Origin of the sequence: Comamonas sp. MYb396, from assembly GCF_037479555.1 — a bacterium.
Taxonomy (GTDB): domain Bacteria; phylum Pseudomonadota; class Gammaproteobacteria; order Burkholderiales; family Burkholderiaceae_C; genus Comamonas.
This window is the reverse complement of sequence record NZ_JBBGYU010000010.1, coordinates 224,905-241,976: the sequence shown is the minus strand read 5'-3', so window position 1 is coordinate 241,976 and position 17,072 is coordinate 224,905. Positions and strand designations below refer to the sequence as shown.

15 protein-coding genes are annotated in these 17,072 nt (G+C 64.9%); 6 read left to right on the top strand and 9 right to left on the bottom strand.

Annotated features, from left to right (window positions below; translation table 11 throughout):
* Positions 1-48: 48 nt before the first annotated feature.
* On the bottom strand, positions 49-1,470 hold the full coding sequence (locus tag WH265_RS21240; RefSeq protein ID WP_339559576.1) for an FAD-binding oxidoreductase: 1,422 nt from the start codon (positions 1,468-1,470) through the stop codon (positions 49-51).
* Positions 1,471-1,606: 136 nt separating this feature from the next.
* The gene (locus tag WH265_RS21235) at positions 1,607-1,831 is read right to left on the bottom strand and encodes a hypothetical protein (RefSeq protein WP_312987182.1); all 225 of its coding nucleotides are present in this window, start codon (positions 1,829-1,831) and stop codon (positions 1,607-1,609) included.
* Positions 1,832-1,985: 154 nt separating this feature from the next.
* Here WH265_RS21235 and WH265_RS21230 point away from each other — a divergent pair, with 154 nt between their 5' ends.
* Both WH265_RS21230 and WH265_RS21225 read left to right on the top strand, forming a co-directional pair.
* The gene (locus tag WH265_RS21230) at positions 1,986-2,597 is read left to right on the top strand and encodes a cob(I)yrinic acid a,c-diamide adenosyltransferase (protein ID WP_339559575.1); all 612 of its coding nucleotides are present in this window, start codon (positions 1,986-1,988) and stop codon (positions 2,595-2,597) included.
* Positions 2,598-2,614: 17 nt separating this feature from the next.
* Entirely contained in the window at positions 2,615-3,514 is a 900-nt protein-coding gene (locus tag WH265_RS21225) for a LysR family transcriptional regulator (RefSeq protein WP_021027898.1), read from the top strand.
* A 53-nt stretch (positions 3,515-3,567) separates the two neighbouring features.
* On the opposite strand, the gene WH265_RS21220 is transcribed toward WH265_RS21225, so the two are convergent.
* Positions 3,568-4,785, bottom strand: a complete 1,218-nt coding sequence (locus WH265_RS21220) for a D-amino acid dehydrogenase (RefSeq protein WP_339559574.1) — start codon at positions 4,783-4,785, stop codon at positions 3,568-3,570.
* 224 nt (positions 4,786-5,009) lie between these two features.
* On the opposite strand from WH265_RS21220, the gene WH265_RS21215 reads away from it, so the two are divergent.
* The gene (locus WH265_RS21215) at positions 5,010-5,894 is read left to right on the top strand and encodes an amino acid ABC transporter substrate-binding protein (RefSeq protein ID WP_021027896.1); all 885 of its coding nucleotides are present in this window, start codon (positions 5,010-5,012) and stop codon (positions 5,892-5,894) included.
* A 79-nt stretch (positions 5,895-5,973) separates the two neighbouring features.
* Positions 5,974-6,705: an aspartate/glutamate racemase family protein gene (locus WH265_RS21210; RefSeq protein WP_339559573.1), complete on the top strand. Its 732-nt coding sequence runs from the start codon at positions 5,974-5,976 to the stop codon at positions 6,703-6,705.
* A gap of 8 nt (positions 6,706-6,713) precedes the next feature.
* Here WH265_RS21210 and WH265_RS21205 read toward each other — a convergent pair whose 3' ends face one another.
* The 6 genes from WH265_RS21205 to WH265_RS21180 form a co-directional block, all read right to left on the bottom strand.
* Complete coding sequence (locus tag WH265_RS21205; protein WP_339559572.1) at positions 6,714-7,142, bottom strand: hotdog fold thioesterase; 429 nt, start codon at positions 7,140-7,142, stop codon at positions 6,714-6,716.
* A 148-nt stretch (positions 7,143-7,290) separates the two neighbouring features.
* On the bottom strand, positions 7,291-8,247 hold the full coding sequence (locus WH265_RS21200) for a LysR family transcriptional regulator (protein ID WP_339559571.1): 957 nt from the start codon (positions 8,245-8,247) through the stop codon (positions 7,291-7,293).
* 83 nt (positions 8,248-8,330) lie between these two features.
* Positions 8,331-9,722, bottom strand: a complete 1,392-nt coding sequence (locus WH265_RS21195) for an L-serine ammonia-lyase (protein WP_312987175.1) — start codon at positions 9,720-9,722, stop codon at positions 8,331-8,333.
* A gap of 13 nt (positions 9,723-9,735) precedes the next feature.
* Positions 9,736-11,466 carry an acyl-CoA dehydrogenase family protein gene (locus WH265_RS21190; protein WP_339559570.1) on the bottom strand — a complete coding sequence of 577 codons (1,731 nt, stop codon included), beginning with the start codon at positions 11,464-11,466 and terminating at the stop codon, positions 9,736-9,738.
* 61 nt (positions 11,467-11,527) lie between these two features.
* Complete coding sequence (locus WH265_RS21185; RefSeq protein ID WP_339559569.1) at positions 11,528-12,331, bottom strand: ABC transporter permease; 804 nt, start codon at positions 12,329-12,331, stop codon at positions 11,528-11,530.
* Positions 12,328-12,957, bottom strand: coding sequence for an ABC transporter ATP-binding protein (locus WH265_RS21180; RefSeq protein WP_339559568.1), 630 nt, complete (start codon positions 12,955-12,957; stop codon positions 12,328-12,330). The genes WH265_RS21185 and WH265_RS21180 overlap by 4 nt, the downstream gene beginning before the upstream one ends.
* A 397-nt stretch (positions 12,958-13,354) precedes the next feature.
* Here WH265_RS21180 and WH265_RS21175 point away from each other — a divergent pair, with 397 nt between their 5' ends.
* Both WH265_RS21175 and WH265_RS21170 read left to right on the top strand, forming a co-directional pair.
* Entirely contained in the window at positions 13,355-15,295 is a 1,941-nt protein-coding gene (locus WH265_RS21175; protein WP_339559567.1) for a two-partner secretion domain-containing protein, read from the top strand.
* A 2-nt stretch (positions 15,296-15,297) separates the two neighbouring features.
* Positions 15,298-17,001, top strand: coding sequence for a ShlB/FhaC/HecB family hemolysin secretion/activation protein (locus WH265_RS21170; RefSeq protein ID WP_339559566.1), 1,704 nt, complete (start codon positions 15,298-15,300; stop codon positions 16,999-17,001).
* Positions 17,002-17,072: the final 71 nt, after the last annotated feature.

Here is a 17,072-nt window from a genome sequence, read left to right as displayed (position 1 = left end):
GCGCAACCGCTTGGTTGCGCGGGCCTTTCACTGGGTGGCTGGTATGGATCAGCCCAACTGAAAGATCTTGCCTGGGTTGAGGATATTCTTGGGATCCAGCGCCTGCTTGATGGCGCGCATCATGGCGACGGCGCCTTCGCCGGCCTCTTCCAGCAAAAAGCCCTGCTTGTGCACGCCGATGCCATGCTCGCCGGTGCAGGTGCCGCCCAGCGCAATGGCGCGCTGCACCAGCTGGTGGTTGAGCTGCTCGGCCTGCTCGCGCTGGGCATCGTTGTCCGGGTCGATCAGGTAGCCAAAGTGGAAGTTGCCGTCGCCCACGTGGCCCACCAGAAAGTAGGGGATGCCGCTGGCATCGGCCTCGGTCACGCACTGCAGCAGCGCATCGGCCAGGCGGCTGATGGGCACGCAGGTATCGGTGGTGATGCAGCGGCAGCCCGGCACGCTGGAGACGGCCGCAAAGTAGGCATTGTGGCGTGCGGTAAAGAGGCGCGTGCGGTCTTCCGGGCGCTCGGCCCATTCAAAGGCATTGCCACCATGCTCGCGCGCCAGGTCCTGCACCATCTCGGCCTGCTCCTTGACGCCGGTGGGCGAGCCATGGAACTCCATCAGCAGCATCGGTTCCTCGCGCAGATCGAGCTTGCTGTAGGCATTGACCATGCGCACCGCATTCACATCAATGAGCTCCACACGCGCAATCGGGATGCCCATCTGGATGGTCTCGATCACGGTGCGCACGGCCGCTTCAATGGTCGGGAACGAGCAGATGGCGGCACTCACCGCTTCGGGCAGCGGGTAGATGCGCAGGCTGATTTCGGTAAAGATGCCCAGGGTGCCTTCGCTGCCCACCATCAGCCGCGTCAGGTCGTAGCCTGCCGCGCTTTTCTTGGCGCGGTTGCCGGTGCGGATCAGCTGGCCGCTGGCGGTCACCACCTCCAGCGCCAGCACGTTCTCGCGCATGGTGCCGTAGCGCACGGCATTGGTGCCGCTGGCACGGGTCGATGCCATGCCGCCGATGGAGGCGTCAGCGCCCGGGTCGATCGGGAAGAAAAAGCCCGTGTCCTTGATCGCCTCGTTGAGCTGCTTGCGGGTGATGCCCGGCTGCACGGTGATGGTCAGGTCCTCGGTGTCGATGGACAGCACCTGGTTCATGCGGCTCACATCGATGCTGATGCCGCCTTGCACGGCCAGCAGATGGCCTTCGAGCGACGAGCCGGCGCCGTAGGCGATGACGGGCACCTCGTACTGGTGGCACAGCGCCACGGCATCCTGCACATCCTGGCTGGACTGGGCATAGACCACGGCGGCCGGAGGCGGCGCGGTGATGGAGCCTTCGTCGCGGCCATGCTGCTCGCGCACGGCCTGCGAGGTGACGCACTGGCTGCCAAAACGGGCACTCAGCGCTGCCATGAAGGCATCGGGAATGGGGCGCTGCGCTGCAGCCAGAATGTGGGGGGAGGTGGGCGCGTTCATCGGGTTCTCCAGGGCGGGAGCCAAGAATAGCACCGCCGGCTTTTCATGGCTGTCCGCTGCGCTGCAGCCGGGCATGAAAAAACCCCGCCGTAGCGGGGAGGGGGAGAGTTCGGAAAAACCGGCAGTGGCTGCCGGGTCAGAGCGCCTTTTTGACCGGTTGGCGCGCCTGGTGGCGGCGTGGGTCATGGGTGCCCAGTTGGCGCTCAACCTGGATAATGCGGCTGCCGCTGGCGGCCTGGCCGATGCGTTGCTGGCTGCTATTGAGCGGCTGGGCACTGGCCATTGCCGATGTGACCGCAATCGATGCAAACAGCATCACGCTGCGGGCGTCAAAGGAATGGGCGAAAAACTTGCCAGACATCTGTAGATCCTTTCGTCATTCAGACATGGCTCTATTGAACCCGGAATCGGCCGGTTTTGCTATCATTTTTGCTTAGTGTTGCCTCGGCTACATATTTCCTGTGCCGGTAACAGAAAATAGGCCCTGGTTCACCGCTGCTTTACAAGGATTACCCATGGGCAACCGTCTCTCCCAAATTGCGACCAGAACCGGTGACGATGGCAGCACCGGTCTTGGCGACAACAGCCGCGTCTCCAAGGCCAGCGGCCGGCCCCAGGCGATGGGCGATGTCGACGAGCTCAACTCCCATATCGGCCTGCTGCTGTGCGAGCCGCTGCCCGCCGATGTGCGCGAGCTGCTGGTCGATATCCAGCATCAGCTGTTCAACCTGGGCGGCGAGCTGTCGATGCCCGGCTACGAGCTGCTCAAGGACGATGCATTGCTGCAGCTCGACACTGCGCTGGCGCACTACAACGCGCAGCTGCCGCGCCTGGCCGAATTCATTCTGCCCGCCGGCACGCGTGCGGCGGCGCAATCTCATGTTTGCCGCACCGTCGCGCGCCGCGCCGAGCGCATGGTGGTGGCGCTGGAGCAGGGTGAGGCCATGCGCGCCGCACCGCGCCAGTACCTCAACCGCCTGTCCGATCTGCTGTTCGTGCTGGCCCGCGTGCTCAACCGCGTCGATGGCGGTGACGATGTGTACTGGAAGAGCGCACGGCTGGCGCGCATGCAGGCCGATGATGGCCACGGCGGCCCCGGCGACAACAACATCGGCGCGGGCCGCTGACCCCCGAGGCCCCGCCCATGCGCCTGCGCCATATCGAAGTCTTCAACGCGGTGATGCACACCGGCAGCGTCAGCGCTGCGGCGCGCCTCATCAACATCTCGCAGCCGGCCGTCAGCCGCACCCTGCAGCATGCCGAGCTGCAGCTGGGCTTTGCGCTGTTCCAGCGCAGCAAGGGGCGGCTGGCGCCGACCAGCGAGGCGCTGGCCTTGCTGCCGCACATGGAAAAGCTGTTTGCCCAGCTCGAAGAGGTGCAGCGCCTCGCTGACAGCCTGCGCCAGGGCCGCGACAGCGATTCGCTGCGCATTGCCAGCGTGCTGGCGCTGGGCCACGAGGTGCTGCCCCGGGCGCTGGCGCAGTTCAAGCAAAAGCACCCGCATGTCAGCGTCAGCCTGCAGTCGCTGCATTCGCCGCAGATCGTCTCGGCGCTGATGATGCAGGAGGCCGATGTCGGCTTTGTGCTGAGCAATGTGCAGCAGGCCAGCCTGCAGCAGGAGAACCTCGCCCGCGTGCCCATGGTCTGCGTGGTGCCCAAGGGCATGCTGCCGCCCTTCAAGCTGCGCGCGGGCAGCCTCTCACTCGATGACCTGACCGGTGTGCCCACCATCAGCCTCGATGCGCAGGACCCGATTGGCATGCTGCTGAGCCAGCTGGCGCGGGAATCGAGCGCCGGCCTGAACCACTATGTGACCGTGCAGACCTACCACACGGCGCTGGCCATGGCCCACCACGGCCTGGGTGTGGCCATGGTCGATGGCTGCACCGCCTTGTCGGCCGATGCGAGCAAGGTCGATGTGCTGCCGCTGGTGCCCGGCCTGCAGGTGCCGGTCAATGCGATCCGCGCGGTCTCGCAGCCGCAATCACTGCTGGTCAAGGCGATCACGCGCGAGATGCAGAAGGTGCTGGCGGCGCAGCTGTAGGCCGCTGCGCCATTGCGCCAATGTGCGATTGTGCGATTGCGTGATGGCGCGGCTCAGGCAGCCTGGCCGATCTCGTAGGCCAGCTGTGCCGCCGTGCCAAACGCCAAGGTAAAACCCAGCGCGCCGTGGCCGGTGTTGATCCACAGATTGCCCGCGCCTGCCGATTGCGCAATCGGCACGGCAGTCGGCGTGGCAGGGCGCAGGCCGGCCCAGGGCTGGACCTGCACAAAATCGCTGCAGCCGGGAAACACCGCTTCGGTGGAGGCGCAGAGGCTCTGGATCTTGTCCTGGGGAATGCGCAGGTCGTGGCCCACCAGCTCCACCATGCCGGCCACGCGCAGGCGCTCGCCAATGCGCGCAAACACCACCTTGCGTGCGCTGTCGGTAATGCTCACCGTCGGTGCCTTGTGGCCGGCTGCTGCCACATCCAGGGTGATGCTGTAGCCCTTGAGCGGGTAGACCGGCAGATCCACGCCCAGCGGCTTGCACAGCGCCACGCTGTCCGCGCCCAGCGCAACCATGAAGTGCTCGGCCTCGATATCGCCCTGCGCCGTCTGCAGCGCGACGATCTTGCCGCCTTCGCGGCGCAGGCTGTGGATGGGGGTGTCCATGATGAACTTCACCCCTTTTTGGCGCAGCCAGTCTTCGAGCTGGCGGCAGACCTGGTAGCAATCGGCGGCGCACTCGCTGGGCGTGTGCACGGCGCCGGCAAACTGGCTGCGGTAGGCGGCCAGCGCGGGCTCCAGCGCGACGGCTTCATCGGCGTTGACGATGCGCTGGGGCGCGCTGCCCAGCTGGCTTTGCACCTCGAGCTGGTGGCGCGCCGACTGCACGGCAGCCTCGCTGGGGTAGAGCACCAGCTTGCCGGTGCTGCTGTAGTCCCAGTCGCCGCCCACCTGGGTCTGCATGGCCTCAAAACGCTGGCGGCTGACAGCGGCCAACTGCAGCAATGTGCGGGTGCTGGCCGCAGACCGGTCGGCATTGCAGGCACCCAAGAAAGCCAGGCCCCATTTCCATTGCTGGGGATCGGCCTGCAGGCGGAACTTGAGCGGCGAGTCGCTGCTGAACAGCAGCTTGGGCAGCTGCTTCCAGATGGCAGGGTCGGCCAAGGGTTGCACATAGCTGTAGCTCAGCTGCGCACCATTGCCCATGCTGGTGCCACTGCCCGCATGTGAGGCTTTGTCAACCACCGTAACCTGGTGCCCAGCTTGGTGCAGCTCATAGGCGGCCGCCAAACCCACAATTCCCGCACCCAGAATGCATACCTGCATGGAACACCCCCTGAAAACCCTTAAATATAGGCGCTTGAATTCAGGCTGTCGCATAGCAAAATGGGCAACAGGCATGCCGTTTGCTTATAGGTACAGCGGTTCTTCACCTTTGCGGTATGCCATGCACCATAACCAAGCGTTATGGGCCTGTCCCAAAAAGGCATTGTTGGAACAAAGCGCTGGTTTCTACACTGTTTGCATTGATTGATTCAAGGAGGTTCACCATGAAGTTTGTTAAGTCGCTGGTCTGTGCTGCCGCTGCCGTTGCCTGCCTGCCCTCGGCCTTTGCCGATGTGCTGGCCAAGGCCAAGGATTCGGGCGAAATCACGTTCGCCTACCGCGAATCCTCGGTGCCGTTCAGCTACCTCTCCGGTGGCCAGAACGCCATTGGCTTCTCGGTGGACATCTCCAACGCCGTGGCCGATGCCGTGCGCAAGGAAATCGGCAAGCCCGACCTGAAGGTCAAGTGGCAGTCGGTCACCTCGGCCAACCGCATTCCGCTGATCCAGAACGGCACCATCGTGCTCGAATGCGGCTCCACCACCAACAACAGCGCCCGCAACAAGGACGTGGATTTCGCGATCAACTACTTCTACACCGGCACCCGCGTGGCGGTGAAGAAGAGCTCGGGCATCAACAGCTGGGCCGACCTGAAGGGCAAGACGCTGGCGATCACCACCGGCACCACCAACCTGCCTGTGGTGCGCAAGTACAGCGCCGACCAGAAGCTGGACATCAACATCACCTTGGCCAAGGACCATTCCGATGGCTTCTTGCTGATGGAAAACGACCGCGCTGCCGGCTTTGCGATGGATGACATCCTGCTGTACGGCTTGAAGGCCAACTCCAAGGACCCTGCTGCCTACGAAGTGGTGGCCGATGCGCTGCAAGTCGAGCCCTATGCCTGCATGCTGCCCAAGGACGATCCTGCCTTCAAGAAGATCGTCGATGGCGTCATCGGCGGCATGATGAAGTCCGGTGAGTTCACCAAGCTGTACGACAAGTGGTTCATGCAACCCATCCCACCGAAGAACCAGGCGCTGGGTCTGCCGATGAACAAGGAACTCAAGGACAATCTGACGGCGCAAAGCGACAAGCCTGCGATCTGATGGACAATCCCGTGTCGTGCACGGCACGCACTGCAATGGCCCGGCAACGGGCCATTTTTCATTTTCTCTGGAGTTCGGCATGACGCTTTCCACCGTAGGCATTCTGGGCGGCATGGGCCCGGCAGCGGGCGCTGATTTTGTGCGCCTGTTTGTACAGGCCTGCGCAGACCATTTGCGGGCCAGCGGCGCCGCTGTTACCGACCAGGGTTACCCCATGCATTGGCTGGCCCAGTTGCCGGTACCGGACCGCAGCGCCGCGCTGCTGGCGCCCGAGACCGCAGAGGACCCGTTCGCGATGATGTGCCAGGGCCTGGACAAGCTCCAGGCGGTGGGCGCCCGGGCGGTGGCCGTGGCCTGCAATACCGCCCATGCCTGGCATGGGCGCCTGCAGCAGGCCTACCCGCAGCTGCAGCTGCTGCACATTGCGCGCGTGGTGGCCGAGGGCCTGCAACAGCAAGGCCAGCAGGCCTGCATGCTGCTGGCCACACAAGGCACCTACCGTATTGGCCTGTACGACCAGGCGCTGGCCGCCTGCGGCATCACCGTGCACCTGCCGCAAGAGGCTGAGCGCGAACTGCTGATGCGCGGCATCTACCAGGGTGTGAAGGCCGACCGCATGGACCAGGCCCGCGCCGACTTTGCCGCCGTCGCCCAGGCCATGCGCGCCCGCCATGGCGATGTGCCGCTCATCATGGGCTGCACCGAAATACCGCTGGCGCTGCCAGGCGCAGACAGCGTGCAAGGCCTGCCGCTGGTCGACCCGGCCTGGGAGCTGGCGCGGGCCTTGGCGCGCGTGGCCTACGGCGACTGAAGAAGGCGTTAAGACGCGTCTTCGAGCATCGCCATCGTGATGCGCGAAACGCAGGTCAGCTTGCCCTCATCGTTGACCATGTCGATCTGCCAGACCTGGGTCATGCGGCCGATATGCACCGGCTTGGCGGTGCCGGTGACCCAGCCGCTTTGCACACCCCGGATATGGTTGGCATTGATGTCGAGGCCCACACAACGCCAGCCTTCTGGCGCCGAGAACATGGCGCCCACGGAGCCGAGTGTCTCGGCCAGCACCACGCTGATCCCCCCATGCAGCAGGCCATAGGGCTGGTGCGTGCGGTGGTCCACCGGCACGCGGCCGACCAGGTAGTCGTCGCCGATCTCCAGGTATTCGATGCCCAGGTGTTCAATCGCCGTATTGCGCGCCTTGTCGCGCAGCACATCCAGCGAGATGGGCTTTTTCCAGATAGCAGTCATGGGGTGTCCAGGCTCAACAAAAGGGATGCCACAGCATAGCGCTGCGCAGGCCCGCTGCCTACCGCCTGCATGACGCGCCAGGCGAAGCCGCGCACTGGCGTGAGCTTTGTGGCAGCTTTTGACGCAGTGGGGGGCCCCTTGCGCCCTTTTAGTTGCTGGTCGGCACCTGCTCGCTATCGCCGTCCGTCTCACCCAGGCCTTCGTCGCCGCTGGCACCGTCTTCGACCAGCAGCTCCACCAGCTCGCGCGCAAAGGAGGGGAGCGATTCGAGGTTGCGCACGACGATCTGCATCTCGCGGTTGGACCATTCGTCCGAGATGCTGATGATGCGGATGTCCATGCTGCGCGCATGGCGGCGGGCCGCCGATTCAGGCAGGATGCCGATGCCCACGCCCGCCTCGATCATGCGGCAGGCCGCTTCGAAATTGCCCACCTGGATGCGTTGCTTGATCGGGCGGTGCAGCAGGTCGCTGTGCTGGCGCAAGAACGCGTGGATGGCGCTCGATTCATGCAGGCCGATGTAGTCGTACTCCAGGGTGTCGCCAAAGGCCACGGCCTTGCGCCGGGCGAGGGCATGGTCGGCATAGACGACGAGCACCAGGCGGTCGCGCCGGTAGGGCATCGCGACCAGGCTCTCCGTGCGCACCTGGCCGGCGACGATGCCGATATCGGTCTGGCCTTCACCCACGGCACGGATGATGTCGTTGGACAGGCGCTCGCGCAGGTCGATGTCCACATCGGGGTGCTTGCGCAGGTAGGCGCGCAGCACCGGGGGCAGGAACTCGCCCAGCGCCGTGGTGTTGGCAAACACGCGCACATGGCCCTTGATGCCGCGCGCGTACTCCTGCATGTCGCCGCGCAGGTGCTCGATCTGGCCCAGCACGGTGCGCGCATGCTGCACAAAGGCCTGGCCCGGCAGGGTCAATGTCACGCCCTGGCTGGTGCGGTACAGGAGCTTGACGCCCATGCTCTCTTCCAGGTTCTTGATGCGGGTGCTGGCCGCCGGCAGCGAGATGAACGACAGCTCGGCCCCCCGCGTCATGCTGTTCGCGTCTGCCACATGCACCATGAGGCGCAGATCTACCAAGTCAAAATGCATAGCCATGGCGCGATTGTAGGCGCTGGGGTCGGCCACCCCCCGTGCGCAAGGCCCGGCTTGTCACCCAGGTTGGTGGCCGCCGCTTGAGATCAGCACTCGACGATGTGCACGGCCAGCCCGCCCAGCGAGGTCTCCTTGTACTTGCTCATCATGTCGGCGCCGGTGGCGCGCATCGTGGCAATCACGTTGTCCAGGCTCACGACATGCGAGCCATCGCCGCGCAAGGCCATGCGGGCGGCATTGATGGCCTTGACGGCGGCCAGCGCATTGCGCTCGATGCAGGGCACCTGCACCAGGCCGGCAACCGGATCGCAGGTGAGGCCCAGGTGGTGCTCCATGCCGATCTCGGCGGCATTCTCCACCTGCGCCGGGCTGCCGCCCATCACCGCGCACAGGCCTGCTGCCGCCATCGAGCAGGCCACGCCCACCTCGCCCTGGCAGCCCACTTCGGCGCCCGATATCGAGGCGTTTTCCTTGTACAGCATGCCGATCGCGCCAGCGGTCAGCAAAAAGTCCACCACGCCGGCCTCGCTGGCGCCGGGCACAAAGCGCCAGTAGTAGTGCAGCACGGCCGGCACAATGCCTGCGGCGCCATTGGTGGGCGCGGTCACCACCCGGCCGCCGGCGGCGTTTTCCTCGTTCACGGCCAGTGCAAACAGGTTCACCCAGTCCATCACCTCCAGCGGATCGGTGCTGGCACCGTGGGCATGCTGGGTCAGGCCTTGGTAAAAGCCGGCCGCACGGCGTTTGACGTTGAGCCCCCCGGGCAGCCGCCCTTCGGTGCGGCAGCCGCGTTGCACGCAGTCCTGCATGGCCTGCCAGATCTTGAGCAGGCCGCTGTCGATGTCGGCATCGGCGCGCCAGTGGCGTTCATTGGTGCGCATGATCTGCGCAATCGGCTGCTGCTGGTCCTGCGCCAGCTGCAGCAGCTGCGCGGCGCTGTGAAAGGGCAGGGGCAGCACCTCGGTGTCGGGCGCAATCGCCTGCTGGCGCTCGGCATCGTAGGCGGCCTCTTCGCTGACGATAAAGCCCCCGCCCACGGAGTAGTAGGCCTGCGCGTCGACCAGCCCATGCTGCGCATCCCAGGCCTCCAAGCGCATGCCATTGGGGTGGAAGGGCAGGCTGACCTCGCCAATCAAGAGCAGGTCGGTGGCCGGGTCAAACACGATGCGCTGCTCGCCATTGAGCAGCAGCTGCCCGGTGCTGTGGACTTCGGCAATCAGCGCATCGATGGCATTCACATCCACCGTATCGGGCGCATGGCCGGCCAGGCCCAGGATCACCGCACGGTCACTGGCGTGGCCGATGCCGGTGGCGCCCAGGGAGCCGAACAGCTGGCAGCGCAGGCGGGCCACCTGCGAAAGCTGGCCTTGGCGTTGCAGGCGCTGCACAAAGGCATGCGCGGCGCGCATCGGGCCGACCGTGTGTGAGCTGCTGGGCCCGATACCGATCTTGAACAAATCAAACACGCTGACTGCCATGGCTACTTTCCGATCATTTTTGCAACTGCAGACTGGCGCTGAGGATAGCGCTGATTTGCGCCCTGGCAAGCGGAGAAGCACCGAGCACGCCCAAACAGGCATGCGGCCCCAGGCGGCTGGCGACAAAGGCATCGGCATGGGCGGGCGCTGCGTGCTGCCGCATCAGGCCCGCCTGCGCCACCAGCACCAGCTGCTGCACCCATTGGCGCGCCTGCGCCTGCTGCGTCCAGGCATCCTGCGCCATCGCCTGCCACTGGCCTTGCAGGCGCGCCAGCGCTTGTTGGATGGGGGCGTCATCGGCCGCCATGCGCTGCAAGTCCAGCCACAGCGCGTCGCGCAGGTCAGGCTCGCGCTGCAGGGCCTTGAGCACATCGAGGCACATCACATTGCCCGAGCCCTCCCAGATCGAATTGACCGGCGCTTCGCGGTAGATGCGCGCCAGCGCCGAGCTGTCGATATAGCCATTGCCACCCAGCACCTCCATGGCCTCGGCGCTGCAGGCAATGGCGCGTTTGCAGACCCAGAACTTGGCCGCCGGCGTCATGGCGCGCTGCCAGGCCTGTGCGATGGTCTGGCCCGGGGCGCTGCTGCCCTCAAAGGCCTGCGCCAGCTGCATGGCCAAGAGCAGCGCTGCCTCGCTCTCCAGCGCCAGATCGGCCAGCACCGATTGCATCAGCGGTTGCTCCACCAAAGCCGCGCCAAAGGCCTGGCGGTGCCGGGCTGACCACAGCGCCTGCACGCTGGCCTGGCGCAGCAGCGCGCTGCTGCCCAGCACGCAGCACAGCCGCGTGACCGTGGCCATCTCCATGATGGTGGCAATGCCCCGACCTTCCTCACCCACCAGCACGCCATAGGCATCGTCAAACAACACCTCGCTGCTGGCATTGCTGCGGTTGCCGACCTTGTTCTTGAGGCGCTGCACCAGCACATGGTTGCGTGTGCCATCGGGCTGCCAGCGCGGCACCCAAAAGCAGGCCAGTGGTGCCTGCAGTGCCTGGGCGTCGGCGGCGCTGCTGGCCATGCGCGCCACCACCAGGTGCGCATCGGCCATCGGCACCGAATAAAACCATTTATGGCCTTGCAGCCGGTAGGCGGCGCCGCGCCCTCCGCCTGCGGCATCCATCGGGTAGGCCACGGTGGTGTTGCTGCGCACGTCCGAGCCGCCTTGTTTTTCGGTCATGCCCATGCCCACCCACAAGGCCGTCTTGTCTGCCAGCGGCGCATCGCGCGCGTCATGGCTGGCGCTGGTGATGCCGCGTTCTATCTGCGCCCACAGTGCCGGTTCCTTGCGCAGTACCGGGATCGCCGCCGTCGTCATCGTTGCGGGGCAGAGGCTGCCCGCTTCTGCCTGGCCATGCAGGTAAAAGCCGGCGGCCCAGGCGCTCCAGCGGCCGCGTGGGGCGGCTGCCGGTGCATCGGCATCGGGTGTGCCGGCAAATGGCATATCGATCAGTTGCTGCGCGCGGTAGTGCGCCAGCACCTGGTGCCATGCGGGGTGAAATTCCACCTGGTCGATGCGCCGGCCCCGTGCATCCCATTGCTGCAACTGCGGTGGGTGGCGGTTGGCCTGGTCGGCCCATTGCGCAAAGGCGCTGCTGCCAACGGTATGCGCATGCTGCTGCAGGCCCGGCAGCCAGGCCTGGGCCTGCGCGCGTGCCAGGGCGGCCTGCAAGGCCGGATCGCTGCCCAGCGGGTCGTAGTCGACCAGCTCATCCACCAGATTGTCCTTGTCGCGCTCTGCCATGGCTGCTCTCCCAGATGTGCTTGCCCATTCTATGAATGGAGCCACCCCATGGCAAAGTCGATCAGCGCGTGGTGTTCAGCCGGTCCAGCCGCAGGCGCTGGCGCTCATCGCCCAGCGCACGGGCGGCCAGCAGCACGCTGCCGGCGGCGGCCATGCCGCCCGCGCCCGTCAGCAGCAGCAATAACAGGATCTGGTACTTGGCCGCTTCCAGTGGGTCCATGCCGCCCAGGATCTGGCCGGTCATGATGCCCGGCAAGGTGATCAATCCCGCAGCCGACATCTGGTTGATGATGGGGATCAGCCCCCGGCGGATAGCGGCGCGGGTGTGCGGTGCCAGGGCCCGGCGGAACGAGATACCCAGCGCCAGCTGGGCCTCGATCGCAGCGCGGCCCGTGCGCACACCATCAAAAAAGCTGTCCAGCCCCAGGCTCGCGGCATTGAGCACGCTGCCCAGCACAATGCCCATCAGCGGTATTGCATAGCGCGCATCAAACCAGGGATCGGGCCGCACGGCGGTCATCAGCGCCAGCACCACAGTCGACAGGCTGGCCAGCGCCACCACCAGCCCCGCAATACGGTAGTTGCCCCCGCCGGCCAGCCGCTGGTGCGGCCGCACCGCCACTTCGCGCGCGGCAGCGGCAATCATCACCAGCACGACGACCAAGGTGGCGCCCGGGTGCGCCTGCTGGAACACCAGCCGCAGCACATAGCCCACCAGCAGGAGCTGCACGGCCATGCGCAGCGATGCCCACAGCACCTGGCGCTGCAGCTGCAGGCGCATCGCCCAGGAGGCGGCAGCGGCGGCCAGCACCAGTGCTGCGCCCACCAGCAAATCGCTGGGTTGCAGATGGATCGCCGTGTTCATTGCGCGGCCTCCATCGGCCGCAGCTGGTGGTCCACCAATTGCATGCAGCGCTGGCCCACGCGCGCGGCCTGCGCCTGCGAATGGGTCACCCACAGCAGGCTCAGGCCCTGCTGCTGGCAGCGCTGCAGCAACTGCTCGACCGCAGCCACCGATGTCTCATCGAGGGCAGCCGTGGGCTCATCGAGCAGCAGCACCTGGGGCCTGCGCAACAGCCCGCGCAGCAAGGCCAGGCGCTGGCGCTCGCCGGTCGACAGCTGGGTCAGCGGAATATCGACAAAGCCCTGGCGCAGCCCCAGCGCACTGGCCATCTCCAGCAGCGCCGGCTGCGAGCCCGGCGGGAAATGCTCCATCACCGTCGGCCCCCACCAGGCGGGCTCTGCCGCCAGGTACATCACCTGCTGGCGCCAGGCCGGGCCGCTGAAGGCGCTGCGCGGCTGGCCGTTGAGCAGCACCTCGCCACTGCCCGGATCGAGGTCGGCAATCAGCCGCAGCAGCACCGACTTGCCCGCCCCCGATGCGCCCATCACCGCCACGCATTCGCCCGCCCCCAGCTCCAGCGAGCAGGGCCCGCTGATGGGGCTTTGCAGGGCGCGGATGGACAGGCGGGCAGGGGTGGTGGGGGGCATGGGGGCTGAGTGTAGCGCTGGGCGCCGCCAGACCAAGGCGCTGGGATGAAGCGGCGTTTTGCCAACGGGGCTGCAGCAGGGCGTGTCGCTGTATTGAGTGCGCTGTAATGCCATGCATATCTGGTGATTTCAAACCCTGATTTTTGAAGCCCTCAGAATGTAAATCAAATCTCTTAGCTATTGAATATTCCAATGAATATATTAAAAAATCAATGCTTTCAAAGCACCGTATTTAATATATCTCTGTTCCTAATAATATTATTTGATGCTCTCAGGCCACAAAAATACAAGAAATATCAACTGTCAACGGACTAATCCCGAATTGTTAACATTTCAGCGATGACCCCTCGTTAAGATGACCGGAATTTTCTAATATCTCACTTCCTCCAGGATCGTCATGCGTTCGCGTTATTGCCTGCAGCTGGGCTTGCTACTGGCAGCCATTCAGTCTTGCTACGCCCAAGGGGTTACCACGTCAGTGGTTCCACACGCCACCAGCGGCCCCCAAGTTCATATCGATGCAGCAGGGCGTGCGCATGTCACGCCCAATGCCTCAGAAAATGGGGTGTCCTACAACGGCTTTCAGCAGTTCGATGTGGGCAAGCCCGGTTTGTCGTTTCAAAATGAGCAAGCCAATGCCCGCACGATTGTGGCGGAGGTATTCTCGGCCGCGCCATCGCGCATTCAGGGCGATATGGATGTGGTGGGCCCCCGCGCCAACCTCATCCTGGCCAACCAGAACGGCATCTCGGTCAACGGCGCCAACTTCTCCAACTTTGGCAGTGTGGCGCTCACCACCGGCGCCTTGAGCCTGCGCGATCAGCAGCAAAGCGAAGGCCAGGTGCAGCGCTATGTGGATGTAAGCACTAACCAAGGGCGCATCCATATTGGTGATGAGGGCATGGCCGGCAACCTGATCCGGCTCGAGCTGATCGCCAAAAGCATCCAGGTCGATGGCCCGCTGACCAATGAATTCACGTCGTCGAGCGCCCATATCCGCATGGTGGCAGGTGAATCCACAGCCAGCTTTGATACGGCTGCGTCGCCTGTCGATAATCTGACACCCTGGGTGTACTACAAGCCCGGCCAGGCCCAGAGCAACGAGGTCGCCATTAAGGTCGGTGCCGGCTCCAAGGTCACGGCGGGCCAGATCCAAATCCTGGTGACGGATAAAGGGGCGGGCGTACGCAATGAGGGCGAAATGGTCGCCTCAGCGGGTGGATTTACCTTGTCATCCACCGGCGATGTGGTGCAAATGGGTGGTCAGATCAGCGCGCAGGGTTCCGTCCAGATCCAAGCCGCCAATATCCACCTGCAAGGTTCCGCCGAGCGCCAAAGCCTGGTGTCGGCCGGATTGCAAACCCGGCTGGAGGCAGAGCAATCCATTCGCAATATCGATGGCGAGATTGTTGGCACCCAGCGCATCTCGGACGATACCCCCTATGCCGTTTATCTGAAGGCGGGCGACGCCATCGAAAACCGCAGCCCCATCGGCGCCGAAAAAACCACTGTCATTTTTGGCAAGGGCGATTCGGTCAAGCTTGACGCTGGTGCAGGCGGCATTAGCTCCACCAATGCGCGCATCATCAGCAACCTGAATCTGGATCTGGTCAGCACCGGAGCCATCTCCAACCAAAGCGCCCATATCGCGGGCGAGGCATCGCAATGGGAATCCTCCGGTGGGCTGAGCCGCCGCACCAGCTACAGCGCCGACCAGGGGCGTCTGGCCGATGAGAACCACCAGGGCTACTGGGTGGCGCAGGGCGATCTCAGCGTACAGGCCCAGTCGTTCAGCAATACCGGCGGCTTTGTGTTCTCCAATGCGGGCAGCGTCAAGATCAAGTCCGAGACCGACATCCACAACGAGGCGCTGACTGTGGGCGGCTACGACTACAGCCGGCGCTGCTTCCTCTTCATCTGTAAAACGCGGGCCAGCAGCACCGAAAAACTGGTGGGCGGCCAGATCATGGCGGCCACGGGGCTGACCATGGAGGCCGGTGGCACCGTGCTCAACCATGGCGGCCTGGTGTATGCCGGCCAGGGCATGCAGGTGGTGGCGCCCACAATCATTGCACGCGCCAAGCCCGTGCACACCGTCATCCTGCGTGACCGGGGCCTCAAGGCGCTATTTGGCGATACCTGGGCGCAGATCTATGCGACCGACCAGGGCGGCAGCTTTACCGCCCAGCAAGGGCGGCTGCTGCTGCAAGGCGCTGCCCGCCAGGATGGCGGCAGCTTTGTGGCCCAGGAAGGCATTGACGGCGAGATCGAAGTGCTGCGCAAGCCGCACCGCGACCCGGTCCGCATTGAAGACCACCTCGGCATTTTCTGGTGGTGATGATGCGCAACAATCTTCCTATGCCTGCGCTGGGCAAGCATGCGCTGCTGGGTACCTTGCTCGGCCTGGCCTGTCTGTCGGCAGCGGCGCAGACCAACCCCGTGCGCGACCCCAATGACCAGCTGCTGCGCGAGCAGCAGGAAAAGCTGCGCCAAGAGCTGCTGGAGCAGAACTCTGCTGGCAAGATCCAGCAGGACAGCCAGCCCGCAGCCCCCGCCGCTGACGACAACGCCTTCCCTGCCGATATCCAGGCCACGGGGCCCAGCTTCGACATCCAGCACATCCAGGCAACAGGCGACAGCAACTTGCTGAGCGCACGCGCCTTTGACCGCATCACCCAGCCCTTTGTGAACCATGCGCTGGCCGTCGAGCACATCAATGTGCTGCTGGACCGCATCAACAAGGCGCTGATCCAGGCGGGCTACACCACCTCCCGCGCCTATGTGGGTGGCCAGAACCTCAAGGAGGGCGTGCTGTCCATCACCATCGTGGCAGGGCGCATCGAGGCCATCGTCTTCAACGGCGCGCCAGCCACCGGGGTCGGTGCCTGGCTGGCCATGCCCATGCAAGAGGGCGATATCCTGCGCCTGCGCGACATCGAGCAGGCCGTTGACCAGTTCAACCGTCTGCGCCGCAACAACGTGCAGGTGCTCATCAAGCCGGGCCAAACCAACGGTGGCTCCATCGTCGAGTTCGTCAACAAAGAGGGCCCCGTTGCCCGCTACAACCTGGGCATCGACAACCAGGGCTCCAGCAACACGGGCCGCGCGCGCATCCAGGCCGGTGTGGACCTGGGCAATGTGCTGGGCCTGATGGAGTCCATCACCCTGGGCCTCACCTCCAGCAAAGAGACCAATGCGATCTATGGCCTGGTGTCGGTCCCTTGGGGCTACAACACCATCTCGGCCGTCGCCTCGATCTCGGAGTACCAGAACCTCATTGGCGATACCGCGCTGGTGTACGGCCGCTCCAAGAACTTCTCGCTGTCGCTCAACCGCCTGCTGGCGCGCGACCAGAACAGCAAAACCGCGCTCGATATCTCGCTGTCCAAACGCGAGTCGACGCGCGAGGTGAACAACTTTGCGCTCACCCCGCAAGCGCAGACCAGCCTGCGGGTGGGCGTCAACCGCCTGACCCGTTTCGATACCGCGCTGGGCGCCGGGCAATGGACAGTCGATGTGGGCCTCTCGCGGGGCCTGCCCATTTTGGGCGCGGACAAGGACCCGGATGACCTGCCCAAAGAGGCCGCGCGCTACCAGTTCACCAAGCTGGACGCTGCGGTATCGCTGGACCGGCCCGTGGCCGAGCGCCTGGTCTACCGCAGCCGGGTGAGCGCGCTGTGGAGCCACCAGCCGCTGTACTCGTCCGAGCAGCTGTTTGCCGGTGGCGTCTCCAGCGTGCGTGCTTATCCCGAGTCTTTCCTGGGTGGCGACCAGGGCCTGGTCTGGCGCAACGAGCTGGCGCTGGCCAAGACCCAGCCGCTGTGGGGCAGCGCCCGCTACGAGCCCTATGTGTTTGCCGATGCCGCCATCTTGCGCACCGTCTCGGACAAGCGCTCCAGAAGCATTGCGGGCCTGGGCGCGGGTGCGCGCATTGCCTACCAGGGCGCTTTTGCCGACCTGCAGCTGGGGCGGGCCTTGCGCTCCCCCGATGGCTATGAAAAACAAGGCTGGCGTGTGAACGCCAGCCTGACCTACCAGTTTTAACGTTGGTGCCTGAGGGCACGCAGCGACAGATGTGAACGAAGGCGCAGTGGCTGTGCCGCAGCGCCTTTGGC

What these genes read in the sequence shown, in the direction of transcription:
- WH265_RS21240 (WP_339559576.1), bottom strand. Translation starts at nt 1,470, where the DNA reads ATGAACGCGCCCACCTCCCCCCACATTCTGGCTGCAGCGCAGCGCCCC.
- WH265_RS21235 (WP_312987182.1), bottom strand. Translation starts at nt 1,831, where the DNA reads ATGTCTGGCAAGTTTTTCGCCCATTCCTTTGACGCCCGCAGCGTGATG.
- WH265_RS21230 (WP_339559575.1), top strand. Translation starts at nt 1,986, where the DNA reads ATGGGCAACCGTCTCTCCCAAATTGCGACCAGAACCGGTGACGATGGC.
- WH265_RS21225 (WP_021027898.1), top strand. Translation starts at nt 2,615, where the DNA reads ATGCGCCTGCGCCATATCGAAGTCTTCAACGCGGTGATGCACACCGGC.
- WH265_RS21220 (WP_339559574.1), bottom strand. Translation starts at nt 4,785, where the DNA reads ATGCAGGTATGCATTCTGGGTGCGGGAATTGTGGGTTTGGCGGCCGCC.
- WH265_RS21215 (WP_021027896.1), top strand. Translation starts at nt 5,010, where the DNA reads ATGAAGTTTGTTAAGTCGCTGGTCTGTGCTGCCGCTGCCGTTGCCTGC.
- WH265_RS21210 (WP_339559573.1), top strand. Translation starts at nt 5,974, where the DNA reads ATGACGCTTTCCACCGTAGGCATTCTGGGCGGCATGGGCCCGGCAGCG.
- WH265_RS21205 (WP_339559572.1), bottom strand. Translation starts at nt 7,142, where the DNA reads ATGACTGCTATCTGGAAAAAGCCCATCTCGCTGGATGTGCTGCGCGAC.
- WH265_RS21200 (WP_339559571.1), bottom strand. Translation starts at nt 8,247, where the DNA reads ATGGCTATGCATTTTGACTTGGTAGATCTGCGCCTCATGGTGCATGTG.
- WH265_RS21195 (WP_312987175.1), bottom strand. Translation starts at nt 9,722, where the DNA reads ATGGCAGTCAGCGTGTTTGATTTGTTCAAGATCGGTATCGGGCCCAGC.
- WH265_RS21190 (WP_339559570.1), bottom strand. Translation starts at nt 11,466, where the DNA reads ATGGCAGAGCGCGACAAGGACAATCTGGTGGATGAGCTGGTCGACTAC.
- WH265_RS21185 (WP_339559569.1), bottom strand. Translation starts at nt 12,331, where the DNA reads ATGAACACGGCGATCCATCTGCAACCCAGCGATTTGCTGGTGGGCGCA.
- WH265_RS21180 (WP_339559568.1), bottom strand. Translation starts at nt 12,957, where the DNA reads ATGCCCCCCACCACCCCTGCCCGCCTGTCCATCCGCGCCCTGCAAAGC.
- WH265_RS21175 (WP_339559567.1), top strand. Translation starts at nt 13,355, where the DNA reads ATGCGTTCGCGTTATTGCCTGCAGCTGGGCTTGCTACTGGCAGCCATT.
- WH265_RS21170 (WP_339559566.1), top strand. Translation starts at nt 15,298, where the DNA reads ATGCGCAACAATCTTCCTATGCCTGCGCTGGGCAAGCATGCGCTGCTG.